The organism is Glutamicibacter sp. St.4D3 (assembly GCF_059728615.1).
In genome coordinates, this window is record NZ_AP039380.1 from 2,009,194 (window position 1) to 2,032,307 (window position 23,114).

Annotated in this window: 22 protein-coding genes; 14 read left to right on the plus strand and 8 right to left on the minus strand. The window is 68.9% G+C overall.

Translation table 11 applies throughout. The annotated features are described in order from the left end of the window. Positions 1 to 78: 78 nt before the first annotated feature. The gene (locus tag AC6I21_RS09280) at positions 79 to 1,392 is read left to right on the plus strand and encodes a benzoate/H(+) symporter BenE family transporter (RefSeq protein ID WP_497762256.1); all 1,314 of its coding nucleotides are present in this window, start codon (positions 79 to 81) and stop codon (positions 1,390 to 1,392) included. 100 nt (positions 1,393 to 1,492) lie between these two features. Here the strand turns inward: AC6I21_RS09280 and zapE are convergent, their stop codons facing one another. Continuing rightward, positions 1,493 to 2,533, minus strand: coding sequence for a cell division protein ZapE (zapE, locus tag AC6I21_RS09285; RefSeq protein ID WP_497762257.1), 1,041 nt, complete (start codon positions 2,531 to 2,533; stop codon positions 1,493 to 1,495). Positions 2,534 to 2,783: 250 nt separating this feature from the next. Between zapE and AC6I21_RS09290 the strand changes: the two genes are divergently transcribed. The 3 genes from AC6I21_RS09290 to ybaK are packed head-to-tail and all read left to right on the plus strand — an operon-like array spanning position 2,784 to position 4,649. After that, on the plus strand, positions 2,784 to 3,698 hold the full coding sequence (locus AC6I21_RS09290) for a sulfurtransferase (protein WP_497762258.1): 915 nt from the start codon (positions 2,784 to 2,786) through the stop codon (positions 3,696 to 3,698). Further along, the gene (locus AC6I21_RS09295; protein ID WP_138177923.1) at positions 3,695 to 4,135 is read left to right on the plus strand and encodes a SufE family protein; all 441 of its coding nucleotides are present in this window, start codon (positions 3,695 to 3,697) and stop codon (positions 4,133 to 4,135) included. Before AC6I21_RS09290 ends, AC6I21_RS09295 begins: the two co-directional genes overlap by 4 nt. A gap of 10 nt (positions 4,136 to 4,145) precedes the next feature. Further along, on the plus strand, positions 4,146 to 4,649 hold the full coding sequence (gene ybaK / locus AC6I21_RS09300; protein WP_497762259.1) for a Cys-tRNA(Pro) deacylase: 504 nt from the start codon (positions 4,146 to 4,148) through the stop codon (positions 4,647 to 4,649). Between the two features lie 59 nt (positions 4,650 to 4,708). On the opposite strand, the gene AC6I21_RS09305 is transcribed toward ybaK, so the two are convergent. Continuing rightward, complete coding sequence (locus AC6I21_RS09305; RefSeq protein ID WP_497762260.1) at positions 4,709 to 5,941, minus strand: alpha/beta hydrolase; 1,233 nt, start codon at positions 5,939 to 5,941, stop codon at positions 4,709 to 4,711. Between the two features lie 122 nt (positions 5,942 to 6,063). Between AC6I21_RS09305 and msrB the strand changes: the two genes are divergently transcribed. The 9 genes from msrB to AC6I21_RS09350 all read left to right on the plus strand — a co-directional run bounded on the left by msrB (position 6,064) and on the right by AC6I21_RS09350 (position 16,311). Beyond that, positions 6,064 to 6,552 carry a peptide-methionine (R)-S-oxide reductase MsrB gene (gene msrB, locus AC6I21_RS09310; protein WP_497762261.1) on the plus strand — a complete coding sequence of 163 codons (489 nt, stop codon included), beginning with the start codon at positions 6,064 to 6,066 and terminating at the stop codon, positions 6,550 to 6,552. Between the two features lie 194 nt (positions 6,553 to 6,746). After that, on the plus strand, positions 6,747 to 8,120 hold the full coding sequence (locus AC6I21_RS09315) for a DUF6421 family protein (protein WP_497762262.1): 1,374 nt from the start codon (positions 6,747 to 6,749) through the stop codon (positions 8,118 to 8,120). Between the two features lie 9 nt (positions 8,121 to 8,129). After that, complete coding sequence (locus AC6I21_RS09320; protein WP_497762263.1) at positions 8,130 to 8,834, plus strand: SDR family NAD(P)-dependent oxidoreductase; 705 nt, start codon at positions 8,130 to 8,132, stop codon at positions 8,832 to 8,834. Positions 8,835 to 8,954: 120 nt separating this feature from the next. Then, positions 8,955 to 10,016: a threonine aldolase family protein gene (locus AC6I21_RS09325; RefSeq protein ID WP_497762264.1), complete on the plus strand. Its 1,062-nt coding sequence runs from the start codon at positions 8,955 to 8,957 to the stop codon at positions 10,014 to 10,016. A 57-nt stretch (positions 10,017 to 10,073) separates the two neighbouring features. Continuing rightward, positions 10,074 to 10,712: a DUF3000 domain-containing protein gene (locus AC6I21_RS09330; RefSeq protein ID WP_138926410.1), complete on the plus strand. Its 639-nt coding sequence runs from the start codon at positions 10,074 to 10,076 to the stop codon at positions 10,710 to 10,712. A gap of 93 nt (positions 10,713 to 10,805) precedes the next feature. Further along, the gene (locus tag AC6I21_RS09335; protein ID WP_497762265.1) at positions 10,806 to 12,092 is read left to right on the plus strand and encodes an HRDC domain-containing protein; all 1,287 of its coding nucleotides are present in this window, start codon (positions 10,806 to 10,808) and stop codon (positions 12,090 to 12,092) included. Positions 12,093 to 12,339: 247 nt separating this feature from the next. Then, on the plus strand, positions 12,340 to 13,578 hold the full coding sequence (locus AC6I21_RS09340; protein ID WP_396276832.1) for a thiolase family protein: 1,239 nt from the start codon (positions 12,340 to 12,342) through the stop codon (positions 13,576 to 13,578). Positions 13,579 to 13,587: 9 nt separating this feature from the next. After that, positions 13,588 to 15,711 (plus strand): 3-hydroxyacyl-CoA dehydrogenase NAD-binding domain-containing protein, encoded by a 2,124-nt coding sequence (locus AC6I21_RS09345; protein WP_497762266.1) that lies wholly within the window; start codon positions 13,588 to 13,590, stop codon positions 15,709 to 15,711. Positions 15,712 to 15,834: 123 nt separating this feature from the next. Next, a complete protein-coding gene (locus AC6I21_RS09350; protein WP_396276834.1) occupies positions 15,835 to 16,311 on the plus strand; it encodes a Rieske (2Fe-2S) protein in 477 nt (158 codons plus the stop codon). 121 nt (positions 16,312 to 16,432) lie between these two features. Here AC6I21_RS09350 and AC6I21_RS09355 read toward each other — a convergent pair whose 3' ends face one another. Beyond that, complete coding sequence (locus tag AC6I21_RS09355; protein WP_497762267.1) at positions 16,433 to 17,407, minus strand: aldo/keto reductase; 975 nt, start codon at positions 17,405 to 17,407, stop codon at positions 16,433 to 16,435. A 235-nt stretch (positions 17,408 to 17,642) separates the two neighbouring features. On the opposite strand from AC6I21_RS09355, the gene argG reads away from it, so the two are divergent. Beyond that, positions 17,643 to 19,070: an argininosuccinate synthase gene (gene argG / locus AC6I21_RS09360; RefSeq protein ID WP_497762268.1), complete on the plus strand. Its 1,428-nt coding sequence runs from the start codon at positions 17,643 to 17,645 to the stop codon at positions 19,068 to 19,070. Positions 19,071 to 19,217: 147 nt separating this feature from the next. Here the strand turns inward: argG and AC6I21_RS09365 are convergent, their stop codons facing one another. Genes AC6I21_RS09365 through dxs form a run of 5 tightly spaced genes read right to left on the minus strand, consistent with a single transcriptional unit; the run spans position 19,218 to position 23,111 of the window. Beyond that, on the minus strand, positions 19,218 to 19,544 hold the full coding sequence (locus AC6I21_RS09365; protein WP_497762269.1) for a hypothetical protein: 327 nt from the start codon (positions 19,542 to 19,544) through the stop codon (positions 19,218 to 19,220). Between the two features lie 29 nt (positions 19,545 to 19,573). Continuing rightward, positions 19,574 to 19,897, minus strand: a complete 324-nt coding sequence (locus AC6I21_RS09370; protein ID WP_054821823.1) for a hypothetical protein — start codon at positions 19,895 to 19,897, stop codon at positions 19,574 to 19,576. A gap of 60 nt (positions 19,898 to 19,957) precedes the next feature. After that, on the minus strand, positions 19,958 to 20,527 hold the full coding sequence (locus AC6I21_RS09375; protein ID WP_396276839.1) for a hypothetical protein: 570 nt from the start codon (positions 20,525 to 20,527) through the stop codon (positions 19,958 to 19,960). 2 nt (positions 20,528 to 20,529) lie between these two features. Then, positions 20,530 to 21,138 carry a DUF402 domain-containing protein gene (locus tag AC6I21_RS09380; protein WP_346923045.1) on the minus strand — a complete coding sequence of 203 codons (609 nt, stop codon included), beginning with the start codon at positions 21,136 to 21,138 and terminating at the stop codon, positions 20,530 to 20,532. Positions 21,139 to 21,143: 5 nt separating this feature from the next. After that, positions 21,144 to 23,111 (minus strand): 1-deoxy-D-xylulose-5-phosphate synthase, encoded by a 1,968-nt coding sequence (dxs, locus tag AC6I21_RS09385; RefSeq protein ID WP_138177957.1) that lies wholly within the window; start codon positions 23,109 to 23,111, stop codon positions 21,144 to 21,146. Positions 23,112 to 23,114: the final 3 nt, after the last annotated feature.

Consider the following 23,114-nt stretch of genomic DNA (forward strand, 5'->3'; position numbering starts at 1 on the left):
CCCGCATCATGGCCCGGCCAGCGCAACAGCCTGAAACAAATTTCGCCAACATCACAGGTGGCGGCTAGGAAAGGAGTCATGCCCACAGAACTGCCAGCACGCCCCAACACCCTCTCCGACGCGGTCATGGCCGGGTTCGTCACCACCATGGTCGGGTTCACCTCCTCCTTCGCGGTGGTGCTGACCGGGCTGCTGAATGTGGGAGCCGACGAAGGCCAGGCCGCCTCCGGCCTGCTGGCCCTGACGCTGCTGACCGGGCTGAGCACCATGCTGCTCTCGCTCTGGCACCGGATTCCGATCACGATCGCCTGGTCCACCCCGGGTGCGGCGATGCTCGCCAGTCTGGGCTCGGGCTCCTACGGCTTCGCCGAGGCGGTGGGCGCGTTCATCGTCAGTGCCGCCCTCATTGTGCTTTCCGGGCTGCTCCCGGTGCTGCAGCGGCTGCTGGGACGCATTCCGGTGCCGATCGCCCAGGGCATGCTGGCCGGGGTGTTGATCCCGCTGTGCCTGAAGCCGTTCACGTCCCTGGCGGTGATCCCAATGGCCGCGCTGGTCATCCTGCTGGTCTTCCTCATCGGGCTGCGGCTGCTGCCGCGCTTCGCGGTGGCGGTGACAATGCTCGCCGCCGTGCTGCTGGGCATGTGGCACATCACCAGCACCGGAACTTGGGGTGAGGTGTCGGCGCTGCCGCAGATGCAGTGGGTGGCCCCGGAGTTCAACCCCACCGCCATCGCCGGGATCAGCGTCCCGCTGTTCATCGTCACCATGGCCTCACAAAACGTGCCGGGCGTGGCGGTGATGTCCTCCTTCGGCTACCGGGTGCCCTGGCGGCCGGCGATGCTGGTCACCGGGACCGGTTCGGGGATCGGGGCGCTCTTTGGCGGCCACGCGATCAACCTGGCAGCGATCTCCGCCGCCCTGGCCGCCGGGGAACAGGCCGGGCAGGATCCGGCCCGGCGCTGGCGCGCCTCCTTCAGCTCCGGCGCGTTCTACCTGGTCTTCGCGGCCGGATCCACCGCCATCGCCACCCTGGCGGCCGCCTCACCGGCCGGCTTGTTCGAGGCCGCCGCGGGCCTGGCCCTGCTGGCCACCCTGGGCAATGCGCTGATGGGCGCAATGCAGGAACCGGCGTGGCGGTTGAGCGCGCTGGTGACGGTGCTGATCGCCGCAGGCAATGTGACCCTGTTCGGCATTGGCGGGGCCTTCTGGGCGCTGCTGGCCGGGCTGGTGACCCACCTGGTCGTGGAGCGCCCGGCACTGGCGCGCCGGGACAACAGGGGGCAGCACGGCACCGGCAACCCCGATGCCGCTGGGCAGCCGGAACACCGAACCCAGGAACCCGCTACGGAAGCGGAAGCGGCGCAGGACAGCGCACCGCCTGCGGGCGGGTAGCGCAAAGGCCCGCCAACGCTCGCGTCGTTCACGCGATGCGGGCGGGCCTGCTGCGGTGTGCAAAGCCGGCTGCCGGAACACAGGGACCCGGCGTGCGGGGCTATTCGGCGTTCTCGCCGATCTGGCCTTCGCGGGCCAGGGCAGTGAGGCGGGAGACCGCGCGGAAGTACTTCTTCTGGTAGCCGCCGGACATCATCTCCGGGGTGAACAGCTCGCTGAAAGGCTTGCCGGAGGCGATGATCGGCACGTCCTTGTCGTAGAGCCGGTCGGCCAGCACCACGAAGCGCAGCGCAATGGACTGGTCGGTGATCGTGTCCACGTTGTGCAGCACCAGCACGTCGGCCTCGGCCAGCAGCTGGCGGTAGCGGCTGGGGTGCACCTTGGACAGGTGCGCGACCAGCTCATCGAAGTTGTCCACCGCCAGCGTCGCTTGCGGGAAGCGCTGCTGGGCGTAGGCCTCGATGTCAGCGTCCTGCAGCGGGTCGGGAGCTTCGGGCAGGCCGCGGTGGCGGAAGTCCTCCCCGTCCACCCGGTGCACGTCGAACTGGTCGGATAGTGCCTTGATTTCGCGCTGGAAGTCCACGGCGGCGAAGCGCCCCTCCCCCAGCGCCCCGGGCAGCGTGTTGGAGGTGGCGGCCAGCTTGACCCCGGCGTCGGAGAGCTCGCGCATCAGTCGGCTCATCAGGACGGTGTCCCCCGGGTCATCGAGCTCGAACTCGTCGATGCACACCAGCTTGTACTGGCTGAGCACGTCCACGGTCTGGCGGAAGGAGAGCGCCCCGACCAGGTTCGTGTACTCCACGAACGTGCCGAACGCCTTCGGCCCCGGGGCGGCATGCCACAGCGAGGCCAACAGGTGGGTCTTGCCCACGCCGAACCCGCCATCGAGGTAGATCCCGTTCTTGGTGGTCTTGGCCTTGCCGAACAGCTTGGCGAACACCGAGCCCTTCGGGTTCTTGCCGACGGAGTCCGCGAACGCCTTGAGCTTGGTCACCGCCTCGGCCTGGGAGGGCTGGGAGGGATCCGGATGGTACGTGTCGAAGGACACCTCGCCGAAGCGGTAGGAGGGGTGGAACCCGGCCAGCAGCTCCTCGACGGAGACGTTCGGTGTCGTTTCCGTCAGGTGGGTAATCGTGGCCATGCGCTCCATAAAGTCCTTCAATCCCGTGCTCGTGTGCCCAAGCGTGCTCAAGTGTGCCCTGCTCGACCGGCGGGCTGGTCCATCGGCCAGTTTACCCCGAACCGTGGTGGGGATTGTGGCCGGATGTGACGTATGACGGCGCGAAATATTACGGCGGGGACTAACCTAGATAGGGAGTCGAGGCTGCTGCCCGCATCCGGGCGTCAGCGCTCCAACCAGCGAACCAAGCAGTTAGGAAAGTGAACGCCGCATGTCGCTCCCCATCGACACGAACCCAGCGTACGCCCAGTACGCCCACCCCGAACGGCTGGTCTCCACCCAGTGGGTCGCCGACCACCTGGGCAGCGACGGGCTGGTGGTGCTGGAATCGGACGAAGACATCCTGCTGTACAACACCGGGCACATTCCCGGGGCCCTGAAGATCGACTGGCACACCGAACTGAACGACGAGGTCACCCGCGACTACGTGGATGGCGAGGGTTTCGCCGCGCTGATGAGCGCCAAGGGCATCACCCGCCAGAGCACCGTGGTGCTCTACGGGGACAAGTCCAACTGGTGGGCCGCCTACGCGCTGTGGGTCTTCACCCTGTTCGGCCACGAGGACGTGCGCCTGATGGACGGCGGACGGGACAAGTGGATCGCCGAGGGCCGGGAGCTGAGCACCCACACCCCCACCGTGCAGCCCACCGAATACCCGGTGGTGGAGCGCGAGGACAGCGCCATCCGCGCCTACCTGCCCGAGGTGCTCGAGCACCTGGGCAAGCCGCTGATCGACGTGCGCTCCCCGGAGGAGTACACCGGCGAGCGCACCCACATGCCCGCCTACCCGGAGGAGGGCGCGATGCGCGGCGGGCACATCCCCACCGCGGCCTCCGTGCCGTGGGGCCGGGCCGCCGCCGAGGACGGGACCTTCCGCCCGCGCGCCGAGCTGGAGGCCATCTACCTGGGCGAGGCCGGTCTGCAGCCCGGGGACGATGTGATCGCCTACTGCCGCATCGGGGAACGCTCCAGCCACACCTGGTTCGTGCTGCAGCACCTGCTGGGCTTTGAGCGGGTGCGCAACTACGACGGATCCTGGACCGAGTGGGGCAACGCGGTGCGCGTGCCGATCGTGCGCGGCGCCGAGGCCGGGCAGCTGCCGGCAGGATTCGGGGGCCACGCATGAGCACCATGCCCGACGCGCTGAACGAAATCGTCGAGGAGTTCACCGAGGTGCCCGAGCCCGAGCGCCTGGAGCTGCTGCTGGAGTTCTCCCGCGAGCTGCCGGCCCTGCCCGAGCGCCTGGCCGACCACCCGGAACTGTTCGAACAGGTCGTGGAGTGCCAGTCCCCGCTGTTCCTGGTCGTCGAGGTGGCCCAGGATGCCCAGCACACCACCCGGCTGTTCTTCTCCGCCCCGCCCGAGGCGCCGACCACCCGCGGCTTCGCCTCGGTGCTGGCCGCCGGGCTGGACGGATCCACGGCCGCGGACATCCTGGCCGTGCCCGAGGACATGCCCCAGCAGCTGGGGCTCTCCCGGGCCCTGTCCCCGTTGCGGATGCGCGGGATGAGCGCCATGCTGGCGCGCATCAAGCGCCAGATCACCGAGCAGCTGGGGGCCTAGCACCGCGGCGATGGGAAAGAAGCCGAAACTCATCACCACCCCGGCGACGCTGGCCCTGGGCCAGGCCGGGGTGGCGTTCACCGAGCACCCCTATGAGCATGATGCGCGGGCCACGGACTACGGCGCCGAATCCAGCCGCGCCCTGGGGGCCGACCCGCGCCGGGTGTTCAAGACCCTGATGGCCACCGGCGGCAGCGGGGCCTCCACCGACTTCGTGGTGGCCCTGGTGCCGGTCAGCGCCCACCTGGATTTGAAGGCGCTGGGCAGCGCGGTGGGCCTGAAGAAGGTGGCGATGGCCGACCCGGCCGCGGCCCAACGCCGCAGCGGCTACGTGCTGGGCGGGATCTCCCCGCTGGGCCAGCGCCAGCACAGCCCCACCTTCATCGATGCCTCGGCCGAAGAGTGGCAGACCATTTTTGTTTCCGGCGGACGCCGGGGGCTGAGCCTGGAAATCGCGCCCCGCGATTTGGCGGCCGTCGCCGGCGCCCGGTTCGCGCCGATCGCCGCCACATAGCCGCCGCACCACCGACGTCCACCGGCAGCCTCCCCGCCGGCAGCCTCCCCGCGGGCAGGCTACCGGCGGGCGGTCACCGAGGGCGCCGCCTGCAGCCGCGCGGCCATGAATGCCTCGATCGCGGCGGCGAAACCCTGGGGGTCGACATTCGGCTCCCGGGTGTGCGCCGCCCCGGTGAAGGTGCGCAGCTGCACCAGATCAGGGCGCAGGCGCGCCAGCTGCTCGCTGGGGCGGCTGGGCACGAAGTCGTCGTCCCGGCTGTGCATGATCAGCACCGGGTGGCGCAGCTCCGCGGCGCGTTCCACCCAGTTCAGCCGCTTGAGGTTCACCGGCGCTGCGAGCCCGGTGATCCAGCGCCCGGCCCGGTTGCTCAGCAGCCACTGGGCGAAGAGCCCCACGGTCTGCGGGATGCGGTTCATCCGCGCCTGGTGGGAGAGCACGTCCACCCAGTTGATCACCGGCCCGACCAGCATCAGCGAGTCGATCTGCTCCGCCAGGTAGGAGCGATCCGCGGTCTGCAGGCTGATCGCCCCGCCCATGGACCAGCCCAGCAGCACGATGCGCTTAGCCTGGTGTTCGATGGCGTAGCGGATGGCGCTTTCCAAGTCATGCCATTCGGTGTCCCCCAGCCCGTAGCGTCCGTCGCTGGCATCGGGTGCCACCCCGTCGTTGCGGTAGCTCATCAGCAGCGCGGTGACCCCCAGCCCGCGCAGCGTGGGCAGCGCGCGGATGGATTCGGTCGGGCGGGCCCCGCGCCCGTGCACGCAGATCACCCACGTGTCCGGGTGCTCGGTGCCGGGCATCAGCCAGGCCGGGCCGGGCCCGACCTCCAGCTCGAGCTGCACCTGGCGCACGTCGATGCCCACGTCGTTGGGGTGCTCGTAGACGCTGCCCGAGAGGTTGGCCCGCCGCGCCCCGGCCAGCTGGCCGTAGTAGGTGTGCAAGACCTTGCGGGCCACCAGCTTCGGCTTGCCCGGCACCGGTTCGGGCCCGGAGAGGCGCACGCAGCACGCCCCGGCGTGGGTGAACATGCTGTGCTCCCCGGCCGCGGCGGTTTCCGCGTCGCGCACCAGATGCACCCACATCTGCCCGTGCTCGTCGGTGTGGATCGAGCGGATGACGTCCCGTCCGATGCGGCTGTCCTCCGGGGTGACCACGCGGCGGGCGAAGTAGGCGGCCAGCGCGGAGACGCTGGCGGCGACCAGGGACCCGGCGGTGACGCCGATCAGGGTGCCCAGCAGCGTGGCGGGGACCGTCTTGCGCGGTTCAAGGGACTTCACGATCTGGGCCATGGGTTCATCCTCTCAAATGCCCGGCGCAGATTCATCCGGGTTTCCTGCCGTCCGGGCCGGGGTTGGGCGGCGAAGTTGGCCGCAGCGGGGAATCTTCTGCCGCTGCGGCGCGTTAAAGGGGTATGACTTCCAACGATCCTGCTGCCCGTAATTCCGCGACCCCCAACCCCGCATCCCCGAACCCCGCATCCCCGAACGCCGCCGGCGGCGCGGCGGGGGAAAAGACCGAACTGGACTGGCGCCAGGTGCTCAGCCCGCAGGAGTACCACGTGCTGCGCGAGGCCGGCACCGAACGTCCGTTCACCGGCGAATACTGGGACACCACCACCGAGGGAGTGTACTCCTGTCGGGCCTGCGGGGCCGAGCTGTTCGCCAGCACCACCAAGTTCGATGCCGGCTGCGGCTGGCCCTCGTTCTTCACCCCGCTGGCCGAGGACCGGGTGCGCTACCTCACCGACAAGACCCTGGGCATGAAGCGGGTGGAGGTACGCTGCGCGGCCTGCGACTCGCACCTGGGCCACGTTTTCGAGGGCGAGGGCTTCAACACGCCCACCGACCTGCGCTATTGCATCAACTCGCTGTCGTTGACGCTGCGCGAGGCCAACGCCTAAGCCTCCCGGAGGAACCGGTTGCCCCGACCGCAGGCGGCCAGGGCAACCGGTGTCGATGCCAGATGAGGTGAACGCCACACCAAGCATTAGACCTGCTTTGGCTCAGGCCGGGCGGCATTACGAAAACCTGATTCTGGGCGTAGCGTGAGGGGTAGCAACCACTGATCCCGATCGACACGATGAGGTGAACGTACATGACCCAGAGCCCAGTACATCCACAGGTAAACGCCGACGAACTGGTGAACTCCGATGCCTGGCAGAACCTGAAGGCCGCCGCCACCGAGTTCCAGTCGCTGCAGGTGAAGGACGGCTCGCTGGCCGACGCCAAGGACCTGGGCCGAGCCCGCGAACTGCTGCAGACCGTGATCGCCTCGGTGCAGTCCCTGGCCCCCAGCTTCCCGCACGACGCCTCCTACCTGCAGAAGCTGGTGACGGACCTGCGCCGCTGGTCCGAAGAGGGCGTGGGCGTTCCGGACTTCCTGGATTCGCTGCTGCAGTTCCAGCCGCAGGGCCAGCGCCAGGACGGGCTGCTGCACCTGGTCGTCTTCCCCATGTACACCCAGAACGGCTCGACCAACCGCCACCTGGAGGCCGTGCTGGTCCAGGTGATGTGGCCGGACTTCATCGCCGAGCTGGAGGCGTCGAACTACTCCAACGCGCTGTTCGTGCCGCTGCGCTTCCTGGACTTCACCCCGGGCTACGACACCAACTCCGCGGTGCTCTTCCCCGAGTCGGTGGCCATCCGCGAGACCCCGTCCTTCACCTGGGGCGCGATCTTCCAGGACCGCGAGGCCGTGCGCTTCCGCAAGGTGCTGAAGGAGGCGGCCGCGGTGACCAACCTTGAGCTGCCGGCCGACGCCGCAGAACTGCTGGAGGACCAGCAGCTGGCCGAGGACACGTTCATCATGTGGGACCTGATCCACGACCGCACCCACATGCGCGGGGACCTGCCCTTCGACCCGTTCATGATCAAGCAGCGCATGCCCTACTTCCTGTACTCGCTGGAGGAGCTGCGCTGCGATTTGACCGCGTTCCGCGAGTGCGTGAAGATCGCCAACGACGCCAAGGCCGATGAGCGCACCGCCAAGACCGCCAAGCTGGTGCAGTACGCAGTGATCTTCGACCGGATCTTCCGCTTTGCCATCACCGGCAGCCGGGTGCGCAACTACGACGGGCTAGGCGGGCAGCTGCTGTTCGCCTGGATGCACCAGAACCACGTGCTGCACTGGACCGACACCAAGCTGTCCATCGACTGGGACGAGGTCCCGGCCGTGGTCTCTGCCCTGGGAGACGCCATCGACGAGCTGTACTGGAAGTCCATCGACCGTCCGAAGCTGGCGCACTGGCTGGCCGCCTACGAGCTGGTCTCCACCACCGTCACCCCGCATCCGGCGTCCACCTGGGCCAAGGGCCCGGACGCGCTGCCGCTGACCGCGCCGCTGCGGGAGATCACCGACCAGGTGATGGACGACGAGTTCCCGCTGTCGATGTTCTACGAGGCGCTGAGCAAGAAGATGAAGCAGACCATCGAGTCCACCCGTGGCATGTATGGCGCCAGCCTCATCTAGGCTCGGGGTATGGATAACACAACTATCGCCGATCGCACGATCCTGATCGCCGGGGCCACCTCCGCCAGCGGGGTGGCCACCGCCCGCGCCCTGTCCGATGCCGGGGCGCGGGTGCTGGTGGTCGGCTCCAACCAGCAGCGCCTGGAGGAACGCCTTGATTTCGCCACGGCCCGCTACCAGGCCGACTTGGGGGACGAAACCGAAGTCCAGTCCCTGACCAAGCAGGTGCACGACGAGCATGGACGGATCGACGCGCTGATCCACCTGGTCGGCGGCTGGCGCGGCGGCAAGGGCATCGTCGGGCAGTCCAGCCAGGACTACGACTTCCTGCACCGCTCGGTGATGACCACGCTGCGCAACACCACCCGCGCCTTCTACCAGGACCTGGTGGACTCCCCCGCCGGACGCCTGGCGATCATCAGCTCGCAGGCGGTGGCCACCCCCACCCCCTCGAATGCGAACTACGGGTCGGTGAAGGCGGCCGCCGAGTTCTGGGTCCAGGCCATCGCGCGCGCCTTTGCCAAGCAGGCCCCGCAGGCCGCGGCCGTGATCTGGGTGGTCAAGGCGCTGACCGAGCAGCGCCCGGAGGCCCCGGGCTCGAAGCTGGCCGGGTTCACCCATGTGGATGCGGTCGCCCAGGCGGCCCTGGGGCTGCTGGGCACCAGCGCCGGGCAGCTGAACGGCCGGCGGCTGGACCTGCCAGCGATCGACTAGCACTGCCCGCGCCCACACAACCATCCACCGTGCTGTAGCGTGTCCTTGGAACGAGAATTGGGACACGCTACAGCCGTCTTTTTGAGAGAACCGACTCAAACGCAAAGGATTGCACCGCTAATGAGCATCAGCCACGACACCACCCTGCGCGGATTCGCCTCCGATAACCACTCCGGAGTGCATCCCGAAATCCTTGAGGCGATCGCCCGCGCCAACGGCGGGCACCAGGGTGCCTACGGCGATGACCACTACACCGCCAAGCTCGATGAACTGGCCCGCGAAACCTTCGGCTCCCAGGCCGCGATCTTCCCGGTGTTCAACGGCACCGGGGCGAACGTGACCGCCCTGCAGTCGCTGCTGCCGCGCTGGGGTGCGGTGATCTGCGCCAGCACCGCGCACATCAACGTCGACGAGAACGGCGCCCCCGAACGCATCGGCGGCATGAAGCTGCTGCCGGTGGACGCCGAGGACGGCAAGCTGACCCCGGAGCTGATCGACCGCGAGGCCTGGGGCTGGGGCGATGAGCACCGCGCCCAGCCGCTGGCCGTGTCGATCACCCAGGCCACCGAACTGGGCACCGTCTACACCCCGCAGGAGATCGAGGCGATCACCTCCCACGCCCACTCCAAGGGCATGCGGGTGCACCTGGACGGCTCGCGGCTGGGCAACGCCGCGGCCAGCCTGGGGGTGCCGCTGCGCGCGCTGACCACCGACGTGGGGGTGGACATCGTGTCCCTGGGCGGCACCAAGAACGGGATGCTGCTGGGCGAGGGCGTGCTGACCCTGCACACCGAACTGGCCGCCGACATGAAGTACCTGCGCAAGATGAACATGCAGTTGGGCAGCAAGATGCGCTTCATTTCCGCCCAGCTGCTGGAGCTGTACGGCACCGATTTGTGGCACCGTTCGGCCTCCCACTCCAACGCCATGGCCGCGCTGCTGGGCCAGGCCGTGCAGGGCTCGCAGGGCGCCGAACTGGTCTACCCGGTGCAGGCCAACGGCGTCTTCGCCCAGCTGCCCAACGCCGTGGCCGACAAGCTGCGCGAGACGTTCCGCTTCTACGACTGGGACCGCGCCGCCGGGCACGTGCGCTGGATGTGCTCCTTTGACACCACCGAGGATGACGTGCGGGCCTTCATCGCGGCGCTGAACAGCGAACTGGCGGCCCACCACGCCAAATAGGTCTTCCCGGCGTGCCGTAACCCAACCCCGGTTACGGTGCGCCTTAGACTCGAAAATGTGAACCGCGAGCAACAGCAAAAGCCCGTTCCCCAGGCCTTCCGCCGGGCCCTGGAGGAACTCTCGCGCGCCAAAGTCCGCCAGGAGCTGCGCATCGCCGAAATCCCGGCGCCGCTGCGCCTGGCGCCCTACGCCCTGGCCCTGAGCGGCGAGGTGGAACAGCATTCACGCTCACTGCACGGCCAATACGGCCAGGAATTCGCCAAGACGCCGCTGCTGGAAGAACACCATTCCCTGGCCACCGGCCGCTTCGTGCTGCTCTACGACCCGGCCAGCCAGGACCTGTGGAACGGCACCTTCCGGGTGGTCACCTACATCCGGGCCCGCATGGAAGAGGACATGGGCCAGGACACGATGCTCTCCTCCGTGGCCTGGAGCTGGTTTGAGGACGCGCTGCGCGGCCGGCAGGCCGGCTACCACTCGGCCGGCGGCACCGCCACCCGGGTGATTTCCGAATCCTTCGGGCAAATGGCCACCGACGAGACCAGCGTGGACATCGAACTGCGGGTCTCCTGGTCCCCCGCCACTGAGGACCTGGGGGCGCACCTGAGCGCCTGGGCGGACATGGTCTGCACTTTTGCCGGGCTTCCCCCGCTGCCCGAGGGCGTCGAGCAGCTGCCGCTGCGCCGCCTGAGCTAGCCTGCCGTGGCGCGACACGCGCCGGGGCGCGCCGTGCCCGCTTGGTCACCTTTGCCCCGCCACCACCGGGCCCGGTCGTAGAATGGGGCTATCATGAGCAGTCCTGAACCCACCTCCAGCGCACACCCCACCCCCGTCTCCGCCGCCAACGGCGCGCCCGCCGACCCCGCGCAGGGGCCGCAGCCAGCCGAACCGGTGCTGGTGCCGCTCAGCGCCCCGAGCGAGGGCATCCCGGAAGTCATCAACACCGCCCCGGGCCTGAACCGGGCGATTCGCGCACTGCGCGGCGGGCAGGGGGCGCTGGCCGTGGACACCGAGCGGGCCAGCGGGTTCCGCTACGGACAGCGCGCCTTCCTGATCCAGCTGCGCCGCGAGGGGGCCGGGACCTGGCTGATCGACCCGGAGGAACTGGACACGCTGCAGCCGCTGGCGGACTTCGTGAACAGCGAGGCCTGGGTGCTGCACGCCGCCACCCAGGATCTGCCCTGCCTGCACGCCGAGGGGCTCTACCCCGATGAACTGTTTGACACCGAACTGGCCGGGCGGCTGGCCGGGTTCCCGCGCGTGGCGCTGGGCACCATGGTCGCGCAGCTGCTGAACCTGAAGCTGGCCAAGGAGCATTCGGCCGTGGACTGGTCCACCCGCCCGCTGCCCGAATCCTGGCTGAACTATGCGGCGCTGGACGTGGAGGTGCTGCTGGATCTGCGCGAGCGCATGGAGGTGGTGCTGGCCGAGCAGCACAAGCTGGAGTTCGCGCGCCAGGAGTTCGAGTACGTGCGCACCATGCCCGAGGCCGAACCGCCGGCCGAACCGTGGCGCCGGCTTTCGGGGATCCACAAGCTGAAGAACCGCCGGGCGCTGGCGATCGCCCGCGAGCTGTGGCTGGCCCGTGATGCCCTGGCCCGCAGCCGCGACGTCGCCCCGGGGCGGCTGTTGTCGGACTCGGCGATCATGGTGGCGGTGCAGCACCGTCCCAGCTCGGTGCCCCAGCTGCTGCAGATCCCCGGCTTCCATGGGCGCAGCGCCAAGCGCGACGCCCCGCGCTGGCTGGATGCGATCTCCCGCGGCAAGCGCACCCAAGACGTGCCGGATCTGCGCCAGGCCGGCAATGGGCTGCCCAACCCGCGGGCCTGGACCGAGAAGAACCCGGCCGCCGCCGACCGGCTGGGGGCCGCCAAGGCGGCGGTCACCGAGGTGTCCGAGGCCTGGAACATTCCGGCCGAGAACCTGATCACCCCCAAGTACCTGCGCCAGCTGGCGTGGGAGCCGCCGACCTCGGCCTCCGCCCCGGCCGTCGAGGAGGCCCTGGAGCAGCTTGGCGCGCGCCCCTGGCAACGCGAACTGCTGCGCGCACCGCTGGCCACCGCACTGGCCAAGTAGCCCCGGGGCCGGCGTCTTGGCGCCGATGGTCCATGCGGCCGCACCCCTTGCTCCCGGCGCCCCGGGAAAAAGGGGTGCGGCCGTTAGTTGTATCCGTCCCGCCAGGGCGGCTGCCTCGCCCCGCGCGGCGCGTGATGCAGCGCACTTGCACTTCAAGTTACCGCTAAGTAACATATGTTGTGGGTCACAGAACCCCTCCGATCTTCCGAGACCTCGGATTCGACCGACCACAACAAGGAGCCACACGGTGAGTGCTAACGATCCGACAGTGCACGCAGCCCTCGACGACCGCGACGTCGTCTTCATCGACGGAGTGCGCACACCCTTCGGCAAAGCCGGCGAAAAGGGCATCTACCATGGCATGCGCGCCGATGACCTGGCCGTGAAGACGGTGCGCGAACTGCTGCGCCGCAACCCCAACGTCCCGGCCGAGAAGGTCGACGAGGTGGCCATGGCCGCCACCACCCAGACCGGCGACCAGGGCCTGACGATCGGACGCACCGTCGGACTGCTCTCCGGACTGCCCAAGTCCGTGCCCGGCTACGCCATCGACCGCATGTGCGCCGGGGCGATGACCGCGGTGACCAGCACCGCCGGGGGCATCGCCTTCGGCGCCTACGACGTGGTGATCGCCGGCGGCGTGGAACACATGGGCAACCACCCGATGGGGGCCGGGGCCGACCCGAACCCGCGCTTCCTGGCCGAGAAGATCGTGGACCCGCAGGCGCTGAACATGGGCAACACCGCAGAAAACCTGCACGACCGCTTCCCGGCCATCACCAAGGAACGCGCCGACCGCTACGCCGTGGCCAGCCAGTCCAAGCTGGCCGCCGCCTATGAGTCCGGCCAGATCCAGCCGGACCTGGTGCCGGTGGCCTCCCGCCGCCCCGGGGAAGGCTGGCAGCTGAACACCGCCGATGAGCCGCCGCGGCCGGGCACCACGCTCGAGGACCTGGAACAGCTGCGCACCCCGTTCCGCGCGCACGGCCGGGTCACCGCCGGCAACGCGGCCGGGCTGAACGACGGAGCCACCGCCGCACTGCTCAGCAGCGCCGCGGCCGCCCGCGAACTGGGCCTGGCCCCCAAGATGCGCATGGTCTCCTTCGCCTTCGCCGGGGTGGAACCGGACGTGATGGGCTACGGCCCGGTGCCGGCCACCGAAAAGGCGCTGGCCAAGGCGGGGCTGGGCATCGAGGACATTGGCCTATTTGAAATCAACGAGGCCTTCGCCGTGCAGGTGCTCTCCTTCCTGGACTACTACGGCATCGACCAGGACGATGAGCGGGTCAACCGCTACGGCGGGGCGATCGCGGTGGGCCACCCGCTGGCCTCCTCCGGGGTGCGGCTGATGACCCAGCTGGCCCGGCAGTTCCAGGAGGACCCCTCGGTACGCTACGGCATCACCACCATGTGCATCGGCCTGGGCATGGGCGGCACGGTGATCTGGGAGAACCCGCACCACCAGGACTTCGGGACCAAGGCTTAGGAGAAGAGCATGACACAGGATACGCAGGACTTTTCGGCCGTCGCCGAACTGAAGAAGGACGAGATCGTCACCCATTCGCTCAGCCAGGAGCTGACCCTGCCCAGCGGCAAGAAGCTGGTGCTGATCACCCTGGACAACGGGCTGGACCACAAGCGCCCCACCACCCTGGGCCCGAATTCGCTGCTGGAGCTGCGCGCACTGCTCACCGAGCTGAAGCAGCGCGCCGCCGAGGGGCAGATCGATGCGGTGGCCGTGACCGGCAAGCCGTACTTCCTGATCGCCGGCGCGGATCTGTCCTCGGTCACCGAGCTGCAGCGCGCCGAGGACGCCCGGGCGATGGCGAGCCTGGGCCACGCCACCTACGACCTGCTGGCCGATCTGGGGGTGCCGACCTTCTGCTTCATCAACGGCCTGGCGCTCGGCGGCGGCATGGAGATCGCGCTGGCCTGCACCTACCGCACCGTGTCCACCACGGCCGGGGCGCTGGGGCTGCCCGAGTCCTTCCTGGGCCTGATCCCGGGCTGGGCCGGAATCTACCGCCTGCCGCGGCTGATCGGGCCCGAGGAGGGCCTGAAGGTGATCATCCAGAACCCCTGGAACAACAACCGCACCCTCTCCGGCCCACAGGCCTACAAGCTGGGCGCCGCCGATGCGCTGTACGAGCCGGCCGACTTCCTGGAGCAGTCCCTGGGCTTCGCCGATGAGGTGCTCACCGGCCAGCGCACCGTGCAACGCCCGAATGCGGTGGATGATGCGGACCCGCAGGTCGCCGCCCGCTTCCACGCCGCCGCCGATGAGGCCGAAAAGTTCGTCGACGCCAAGGTCCACGGCGCCGCCCCGGCCCCGTACAAGGCGCTGGAGGTCTTCCGCGCCGGGATCGGCAAGAGCCAGAAGCACTCCGCGCAGCTGGAAATCGAGGCACTGACCGAACTGATGGCCACCCACCAGTTCCACAACACCATCTACGCGTTCCTGGACCTGGTCCAGCGCCGCTCCAAGCGTCCGGCCGGGGCGCCGGACAGGAAGCTGGCCAAGCCGGTGACCAAGGTCGGCGTGGTCGGGGCCGGGCTGATGGCCAGCCAGCTGGCGCTGCTGTTCGTGCGCCGGCTGAACGTGCCGGTGGTGCTCACCGACCTGGACCAGTCCCGCATCGACAAGGGCCTTGGCTACATCCACGGGGAGATCGACAAGCTGGGCGCCAAGGGCCGGATGAACGCCGACGCGGTCAACCGCGCCAAGGCCCTGGTCTCCGGCTCGGTGACCAAGGACGCGTTCGCCGACGCCGACTTCGTCATCGAGGCGGTGTTCGAGGAGCTGAGCGTGAAGAAGCAGGTGTTCGCCGAGGTGGAGGCCATGGTCTCCCCCGAGTGCATCCTGGCCACCAACACCTCCTCGCTCTCGGTCACCGAGATGGGCCGGGACCTGAAGCACCCCGAACGCCTGGTCGGGTTCCACTTCTTCAATCCCGTGGCCGTCATGCCGCTGCTGGAGATCGCGGCCACCGAGTGGACCGACGAGGCGACCTTGTCCACCGCGTTCGTGCTGGGCAAGTCGCTGCGCAAGACCTGCGTGCGCACCACCGACTCGGCCGCGTTCGTGGTCAACCGGGTGCTGCTGCGGCTGATGAGCGAGGTGCAGGCCGCGTACGACGAGGGCACCGACGCGCAGACCGCGGACAGCGCGCTGCAGCCGATGGGCCTGCCGATGAGCCCGTTCACGCTGCTGGCGATGGTCGGGCTGCCGGTGGCGCAGCATGTGAACGAATCGCTGCATGCGGCGTTCGGTGAGCGTTTCAAGGTCTCGGCCAACCTGCAGGCGCTGATCGACGCGAAGATCACCGCGCTGTGGGTGAAGGACGAGCAGGGCAACCAGGTCATCGGCCCGAAGGCGCTGCAGGTCATGAGCTTCGGTGACCAGCCCTCCACCGCCGAGCAGCTGCTCACCCGGGTTCAGGACGCCCTGGCCGAGGAGATCGGCCTGCTGCTGGAGGAAGGGGTCGTCGCCGCGCCGCAGGACGTGGACCTGTGCATGATCACCGGCGCCGGCTGGCCGATGCACCTGGGCGGGATCACCCCGTACCTGGACCAGATCGGCGCCTCGCAGCGGGTGAACGGCAAGAAGTTCCACGCCTAACCCATCCCTGCGCCAGCAGGCGCACAGCCCCGGTACACCCGCAGCGCGCGGGGGTGCCGGGGCTGTGCGCGTTGGGCGCCCGGCGCTTTTCCCGGGCAGGGTTTTCTCTGGAAGAATGGAGGCATGACTGACGCCGTTCGCCCAGATCGCCGCACCATCATGTGCGCCACCGCCCTGTTCGGAGCCACCGCCACGCTGAGCGCCTGCGGGGATGGACGCTCCGAGGCCCCGGTCAACACCCCCGGGCCGGTCCCCGAGCCCAGCGGCGAGGGCCAGGTGGTCCTGCCCGCCAAGGACCTGCCGGTCAAGTCCCGTGCCCAGGTTGCCGCGAAGGACCCCTCCGGCGCGGACGTCGGGGTGCTGCTCTACCGCCAGGACGAGCAGACCGTGCTGGCCTACTCGAACATCTGCACCCACCAGGGCTGCGCGGTAGGCGTGAAGTCCCCGGCCAAGACGGACTTCTACTGCGCCTGCCACGGCTCGCACTTTGACCCGCTGGACGGCACCGCCACCGAGGGCCCGGCCAAGGGCGCGCTGACCCGCTTCGCCTGCACCATCGAGCAGGGCAACATCCTGGTCTACGTCCCGGCCGAAGACTAGGCCCCACACCGCGAGATGCAACGGCCAGGGGCCGGGGCCGGCCCAAAAAGCCGGTACCGGCCCCTGGCCGTCCCCTTGTCCCCCACGCGTCCCACCCGCGGCGCCGGGCCGTGCCGCGGCGCTAGAACAGTGCGACGCGCTGCGGGCTGGGGAAGATCTCGTCCAGCTGTTCACGCTCGGCAGCGGTGGGCACCCAGCGCACGGCCTGGGCGTTCGCGGTGACCTGTTCCGGGCGGGTCGCCCCGGCGATGACCGAGGCCACCGGGGACTGGGCGGCCAGCCAGGAGAAGGCCAGCTGCACCGGGCTCAGCTCCCGTTCGGCGGCGAAATCCGCGAAGCGCTGCAGCTGCTCGAAGTCGCTGGTTTCCAGCAGGTGCTGGCGGGCGTGGGTCAGCCGGCTGCCCTTCGGTGCACTGCCCTTGGAGTATTTTCCGGTCAGCAGGCCGTTGGCCAGCGGGAAGTAGGGCAGCACCCCGAGCCCGAATTCGCGCGCCGCCGGCAGCACCTCCAGCTCGGCCCGCCGGTCGAGCAGGTTGTAGTGGTTTTGGGCGCAGATGAAGCGGTGGGATCCGAGCTGCCGGGCCACGTACTCGGCCTGGGCGATCTGCCAGCCGGCATGGTTCGAGTGCCCGATGTAGCGCACCTTGCCGGAGGTGACCAGATCATCCAGCGCGCGCAGCGTCTCATCGATCGGCGTATTGGGATCCGGCGTGTGGAACTGGTAGAGGTCGATGTACTCGGTTCCCAGCCGGCGCAGGGAGGCCTCCACCGCGCGCATGATGTAGCGCCGCGAGCCCCGGGCCCCGAAGTCCGCCCCGTTCACCCCCTGCATGTCCAGGCCGAACTTGGTGGCCAGCACCACCTCGTCGCGGCGCTTTCCCAGCGCCTTGCCCAGCCGCTGCTCGGACAGGCCGGGCTGCTTGCCGTACATGTCCGCGACGTCGAACAGCGTGATCCCGGCATCCAGTGCCGCGTGGACCACCGCATCGGTTCCTGCCTGGTCCTCGGTGGCGGTCCCGGCCCGGCCGAGGTTGTTGCACCCCAGGCCGACCACTGACACGCTCAACCCGCTGTGTCCCAGCTGGCGGAATTCCATGTTCCCTCCTTGGCGGGCACGCTGCTGCTGCCCGCGGTCACCCACCACCGCGCCCGGTTCCCGTCGGCGGCCGGCGGGCGGCCCGAGGTGCTGCGGCGGTGGTCTGCCTCTGATTTCCTCTCCAGCGCGCCGCAGCGCGCCGGAACCTGCTTCCAACCTATCGGTTCGGATGAGGTCACGGACATATTTCGGTCAAAATTCACTACATTGCATATTTATCCACTATGCTGGATACATGTCTAAAGTCCTCACTAACCTTCCAGTCGGAGAACGCGTCGGAATCGCCTTCTCCGGCGGCCTTGACACCTCCGTTGCCGTCGCCTGGATGCGCCACAACGGCGCCATCCCCTACACCTACACCGGGGATCTGGGCCAGTACGATGAGCCGAACATCGACGCCGTTCCCGGCCGCGCCCTGGAATACGGGGCCGAGGCCTCACGCCTGGTCGACTGCAAGCCGGCCCTGGTCGAGGAGGGCTTCGCGGCCCTGGCCTGCGGCGCCTTCCACATCCGTTCCGGCGGCAAGTCCTACTTCAACACCACTCCCCTGGGCCGTGTGGTCACCGGCACCCTGCTGGTGCGCGCCATGCGTGAAGACGGCGTGGACATCTGGGGCGACGGCTCAACCTACAAGGGCAACGACATTGAGCGCTTCTACCGCTACGGGCTGATGGCCAACCCGCGGCTGCAGATCTACAAGCCGTGGCTGGACCCGAACTTCGTGCACGAACTGGGCGGACGCCAGGAAATGAGCGAGTGGATGGTCGCCCACGGCTTCCCGTACCGCGATTCCGCCGAGAAGGCCTACTCGACCGATGCGAACATCTGGGGCGCCACCCATGAGGCGAAGACCCTGGAGCTGCTGGACACCTCGCTGGAATCGGTCGAACCGATCATGGGCGTGAAGTTCTGGGACGAGTCGGTGCAGATCAAGTCCGAGGACGTGTCGATCACCTTCGAGGCCGGACGCCCGGTGGCCATCAACGGCCAGGAGTTCAGCAGCGCGGTCGCCCTGGTCAACGAGGCGAACCTGATCGGTGGACGCCACGGCCTGGGCATGAGCGACCAGATCGAGAACCGCATCATCGAGGCCAAGTCGCGCGGCATCTACGAGGCCCCGGGCATGGCGCTGCTGTTCATCGCCTACGAGCGCCTGGTCAACGCGATCCACAACGAGGACACCGTGGCCAGCTACCACAACGAGGGCCGCCGCCTGGGCCGCCTGATGTACGAGGGCCGCTGGCTGGACCCGCAGGCCCTGATGCTGCGCGAATCGATCCAGCGCTGGATCGGCTCGGCGATCACCGGCACCGTCACCCTGCGTTTGCGCCGCGGGGACGACTACACGATCCTGGACACCGCCGGGGAGAACCTGAGCTACCACCCCGACAAGCTCTCGATGGAGCGCGTGGGCGACGCCGCGTTCGGCCCGCTGGACCGCATCGGCCAGCTGACCATGCGCAACCTGGACATCGCCGACTCGCGTGGACGCCTGGAGCAGTACGCCACCATGGGCCTGGTCGGTGGGCACACCGCCGATCTGGTCGGCGCCCTGGAATCCGGCGGCGCCGAGGCCATCGCCGAGGTTTCCCCGGTGGAAAGCGAGGAGCTGGCCCAGGACCGGATCATCGAAAGTGCCGCGTTCGACGCCGGCACCGACTAGGAACCCGGCCCCGGCACCATGCTGAACGGCCCCGGCCGGCTTCCCGTTGTGGGAGCCGGCCGGGGCCTTGGCATGTGCGCCGTCCGCCTGGTTTCCGTGTTGCGCCCAGCATGGGGCTGTGTGCCCGCCGGGGCGCCGCGGTGGGGGCTAGCCGATCCACCCGTTCAGGACGGCCAGGGACTGCAGGGCCAGGATGAAGCCGACCAGCGCGATCATCCGCAGGCCGGCGTGAATGATCCTTCCGCTGCGGGTGTCCTTGCCCGGCAGGGTGAACGCCTCGTCGGCCAGCCAGGTCACTAGCGTGGTCAGCGTGCCGATCAGCGCCTTTTGCTCCTCGGGCATCCGCATCAGCCTGGCCAGGGCGATGCCCAGCGCCAGCCCGAACAGCAGTTGGCCGGCCACCAGCGCGGCGGCGCGCCAGCCCGGCCAGCCCCAGCGGTTCCGGCGCGGGCTCGCGGCCGGTGGGCGGTCCATGGTTGTGTCCCGTGCGGTCCGTGGTGCCATTAGCCGAGCAGGCTCATCAGCGCGCTGACGCAGATGGTGAAGCCGATCAGCGAGACGAGCTTGAGCACCAGCATGATCCGTGCGGTGGTGCGCAGGTTGGCGGTGGACCACTGCACGCCGTGCTCCACGGCCCAGGCCACGATGCTGATGATCACGCCGGTCAACGCCAGTTCCGCCGGCGGCAGGGCGATGACCTGCACCAATCCGAGTCCCAGGATCACCCCGATGCTGGCCTGGAACACCAGGTGCATCGGTGCCCGGCTCTCGCCCATGCGGGAGGTACGCCGCCCAGTGGCGTCGTGCCCGCTCTTGCTTTGCTCCATGTCTCCTCTTCGGGGGGTGTTTCGCGCCAGGTGGTACTTCCGGCGGTGCCGCTAGGCGGGCTAGGTCAGCGAGAACGGCTTGGGCGGCAGCGGGTGGACCGCCTTGGCAGCCTGCAGCCCGTCGTAGCCGGCGGTGGCGATCGTCATCTTGGTGAAGTCGAGTTTGGCCTCGCGGATGCACACCTTCACGGCGGCCACGGCCTTTTTCGGGGCCGGGGTCAGGATCCGGATGTTCAGCTTGTGCGGGGCAAAGTCGCTGGATTCCACGGTGCCCAGCCCACGCCAGGCCAGGTGGGAGGTCAGCGCGTCGGTGGCCTTGTGTTCCAGGTAGCGGTCGCGTTCGGTGCCGGCCGCGCTCTTCAGTGCGTACTGCACGATCACCCAGGACTGCTCCTGCTCCGGGATCGGGGCATAGCCGTCGGCCTGGCACTGCTCCAGGAAGCCGGCGAACAGTTCATCGGCCCGTTCCATGTCCACATCCTGCACCGAACTGGTCTTGGACTGGTGGCCGACCGCCCCGTGGTTGATGACGAACTGTCCCAGGTCCTCGTTTTCGAACTGCTGGTACCAGGCTTCCCGGAAGTGCAGCTGGTTCTTCTCGTCCAGATGGTAGGTGCGGATGATTGCCATAGTCAGTGGTCCTTGGTTTCGCTCAGGTTCGGATTCGGTGCGCGCAGCTCGGTGGCCCTCTCCAGCCAGGTCGCGCGGTACTGCCGGTTGAAGGGCGGCTGGTCGGCGCGGACCGCGGTCATCAGCTCCGCGGCGCTGTTGCGCATCTGTTCGATGAGCGGCCCGGGGTAGCCCATGGTGCGCGCGTGTTCCTCGAACTCGTCCTCGTCATCCAGGAACAGGCCGCGGGAGTTGGAGCGGATCACATCCAGGTCCATGTCGATCGAGTTCACTTCCCAGCCCCCGGTGGGCAGCGTCTGCCAGCCGATGCGGGTGGAGATGTCCAGGTAGACGTCCACGTCTTCGCCCGGGTTGTCGTAGAAGGTGCCGACCCAGGAGCCGGTGTGCGGGATCAGGCACAGGGCGTCGCAGGCGGCCAGGTGGGCGCGTCCGGGCCGGGAGACCAGGGAGCCTTCGGACTGGAAAATCCAGTAGCCGTACTCGTCCGAGCCCAGCAGGTAGCCGGGCACCACCCAGTGCGGGGTGCCGTCGTATTTCCAGGCGCGCGCCACCACCAGCTGGCCCAGGCGGGGCTGGCCGGGGGTGCGGGAGAGTCCGATCGGGCAGGACACGGCGTTCACAGTTTGGGGATCTGGCCGGTGGGCAGGTCCTGGCCGGGCAGCGGGCGGGCGAAGGGCACCTTGGTGCCCAGTACCTGGGCGAGCGTGTCCTGGGCGACCTGCTGGGCGGTGAGCCCCACCCGTTCAAGCACCTCGGCGCGTGAGCCGTGGGCCAGGAACTCGGTGGGCAGGCCGACCTCGTTCAGCGCGGTGTCCACCCCGGCGGCCCGCATCTCGGTGCGCAGCCGTGAGCCGATGCCGCCGGCGCGCACCCCGTCCTCGATGCACACCACGATCCGGTGGCGGGCGGCCAGGGACACCACCGACTGCGGGACCGGCAGCACCCAGCGTGGGTCCACCACGGTCACCGACACGCCCTGGCTGTTCAGCCGCTGCGCCACATCCAGGGACAGTTCGCTCATCGCGCCAACGGAGACGATCAGCACGTCCGGGGCCGAACGGTCCCCGAGCCGGGCGAGCACGTCCACCCCGCCGGGCAGCTGGTCGATGGCCTCGATCTCCGGGCCCACCGATCCCTTGGAGAAGCGCACCACGCTGGGCGCGTCCTCGATGGCCAGCGCCTCACGCAGCTCCTGGCGCAGCCGGGTGGCGTCGCGCGGCGCGGCCAGGTGCAGGTTCGGGACGATCTGGGTCAGCGCCATATCCCACATGCCGTGGTGGCTCGGCCCGTCGGGCCCGGTGACCCCGGCCCGGTCCAGCACGATGGTCACCCCGGCCTTGTGCAGCGCCACGTCCATCAGCAGCTGGTCGAACGCCCGGTTCAGGAAGGTGGCGTACACGCACACCACCGGGTGCAGGCCCCCGAAGGCCAGACCGGCCGCCGTGGTCATGGCGTGCTGTTCGGCGATGCCCACGTCGATCACGCGTTCCGGGTAGGCCTGGGCCATCTTCTTCAGGCCCACCGGCTGCAGCATGGCCCCGGTGATGGCCACCACGTCGGAGCGCTCCTGGGCGACCTTGGCGATCTCCTCGCCAAAGACGCTGGTCCAGCTCTGCGAGCCGGGGGCGGCGACCGGCACGCCGGTCTGCGGGTCGATCACCCCCACCGCGTGGAACTGGTCGGCCTCGTCGCGCACGGCCGGGGCGTAGCCGTGCCCCTTCTCGGTCATTGCGTGCACCAGCACCGGCCCGGCATACTGGCGGGCCTGCAACAGCGCCTCTTCGACCGCGGCCTGGTTGTGCCCGTCGATCGGGCCAATGTACTTGATGCCCAGGTCCTCGAACAGGCCCTGGGGTGCCCACCAGTCCTTGATGCCCTTCTTGGTGGCGTGCAGCGACTTGTAGGTGAACTTGCCCACCGCGCCGGAGTCCTTGAGCTTGTCCTTGAGCTTGTCCATCGCGGTCTCATAGGCCGGGTGGGTGCGCACCTTGTCCAGCTGCTGGCGCAGCCCGGAGAGCTGGTTGGCCAGGCCCCCGATGGTCGGGGCGTAGGAGCGGCCGTTGTCGTTGACCACGATGACCGCCTTGCGGTCCTTGTCCGCGGCGATGTTGTTCACCGCTTCCCAGGCCATCCCGCCGGTCAGCGCGCCGTCCCCGACCAGCGCCACGGCGTAGCGTTCGGTTTCCCCGCCGAGCTTGTAGGCCCGGGAGATGCCATCGACCCAGGACAGGGACGAGGAGGCGTGCGAGGATTCGACGATGTCGTGTTCGGATTCCCCGCGGTCCGGGTATCCGGACAACCCGCCCTGCTGGCGCAGGGTGGCGAAGTTCTGGCGCCCGGTGAGCAGCTTGTGTACATAGGACTGGTGGCCGGTGTCGAAGACGATGGAGTCGGTCGGCGAGTCGAAGATCCGGTGGATGCCCAGCGTCAGTTCCACCACGCCCAGGTTCGGTCCCAGGTGTCCGCCGGTGCGCGCGACGTTGTCGATCAAAAAGGCTCGGATCTCCGCGGCCAGTTCCTCCATTTGCGCCAGGGACAGGGCCCGCAGATCGCCAGGCTTCTTAATGGTCTTCAATAAAGACACGGT

Coding starts and splice junctions, on each gene's coding strand:
- AC6I21_RS09280 (WP_497762256.1), top strand. CDS start 79: ATGCCCACAGAACTGCCAGCACGCCCCAACACCCTCTCCGACGCGGTC.
- zapE (WP_497762257.1), bottom strand. CDS start 2,533: ATGGCCACGATTACCCACCTGACGGAAACGACACCGAACGTCTCCGTC.
- AC6I21_RS09290 (WP_497762258.1), top strand. CDS start 2,784: ATGTCGCTCCCCATCGACACGAACCCAGCGTACGCCCAGTACGCCCAC.
- AC6I21_RS09295 (WP_138177923.1), top strand. CDS start 3,695: ATGAGCACCATGCCCGACGCGCTGAACGAAATCGTCGAGGAGTTCACC.
- ybaK (WP_497762259.1), top strand. CDS start 4,146: ATGGGAAAGAAGCCGAAACTCATCACCACCCCGGCGACGCTGGCCCTG.
- AC6I21_RS09305 (WP_497762260.1), bottom strand. CDS start 5,941: ATGGCCCAGATCGTGAAGTCCCTTGAACCGCGCAAGACGGTCCCCGCC.
- msrB (WP_497762261.1), top strand. CDS start 6,064: ATGACTTCCAACGATCCTGCTGCCCGTAATTCCGCGACCCCCAACCCC.
- AC6I21_RS09315 (WP_497762262.1), top strand. CDS start 6,747: ATGACCCAGAGCCCAGTACATCCACAGGTAAACGCCGACGAACTGGTG.
- AC6I21_RS09320 (WP_497762263.1), top strand. CDS start 8,130: ATGGATAACACAACTATCGCCGATCGCACGATCCTGATCGCCGGGGCC.
- AC6I21_RS09325 (WP_497762264.1), top strand. CDS start 8,955: ATGAGCATCAGCCACGACACCACCCTGCGCGGATTCGCCTCCGATAAC.
- AC6I21_RS09335 (WP_497762265.1), top strand. CDS start 10,806: ATGAGCAGTCCTGAACCCACCTCCAGCGCACACCCCACCCCCGTCTCC.
- AC6I21_RS09345 (WP_497762266.1), top strand. CDS start 13,588: ATGACACAGGATACGCAGGACTTTTCGGCCGTCGCCGAACTGAAGAAG.
- AC6I21_RS09350 (WP_396276834.1), top strand. CDS start 15,835: ATGACTGACGCCGTTCGCCCAGATCGCCGCACCATCATGTGCGCCACC.
- AC6I21_RS09355 (WP_497762267.1), bottom strand. CDS start 17,407: ATGGAATTCCGCCAGCTGGGACACAGCGGGTTGAGCGTGTCAGTGGTC.
- argG (WP_497762268.1), top strand. CDS start 17,643: ATGTCTAAAGTCCTCACTAACCTTCCAGTCGGAGAACGCGTCGGAATC.
- AC6I21_RS09365 (WP_497762269.1), bottom strand. CDS start 19,544: ATGGACCGCCCACCGGCCGCGAGCCCGCGCCGGAACCGCTGGGGCTGG.
- AC6I21_RS09370 (WP_054821823.1), bottom strand. CDS start 19,897: ATGGAGCAAAGCAAGAGCGGGCACGACGCCACTGGGCGGCGTACCTCC.
- AC6I21_RS09375 (WP_396276839.1), bottom strand. CDS start 20,527: ATGGCAATCATCCGCACCTACCATCTGGACGAGAAGAACCAGCTGCAC.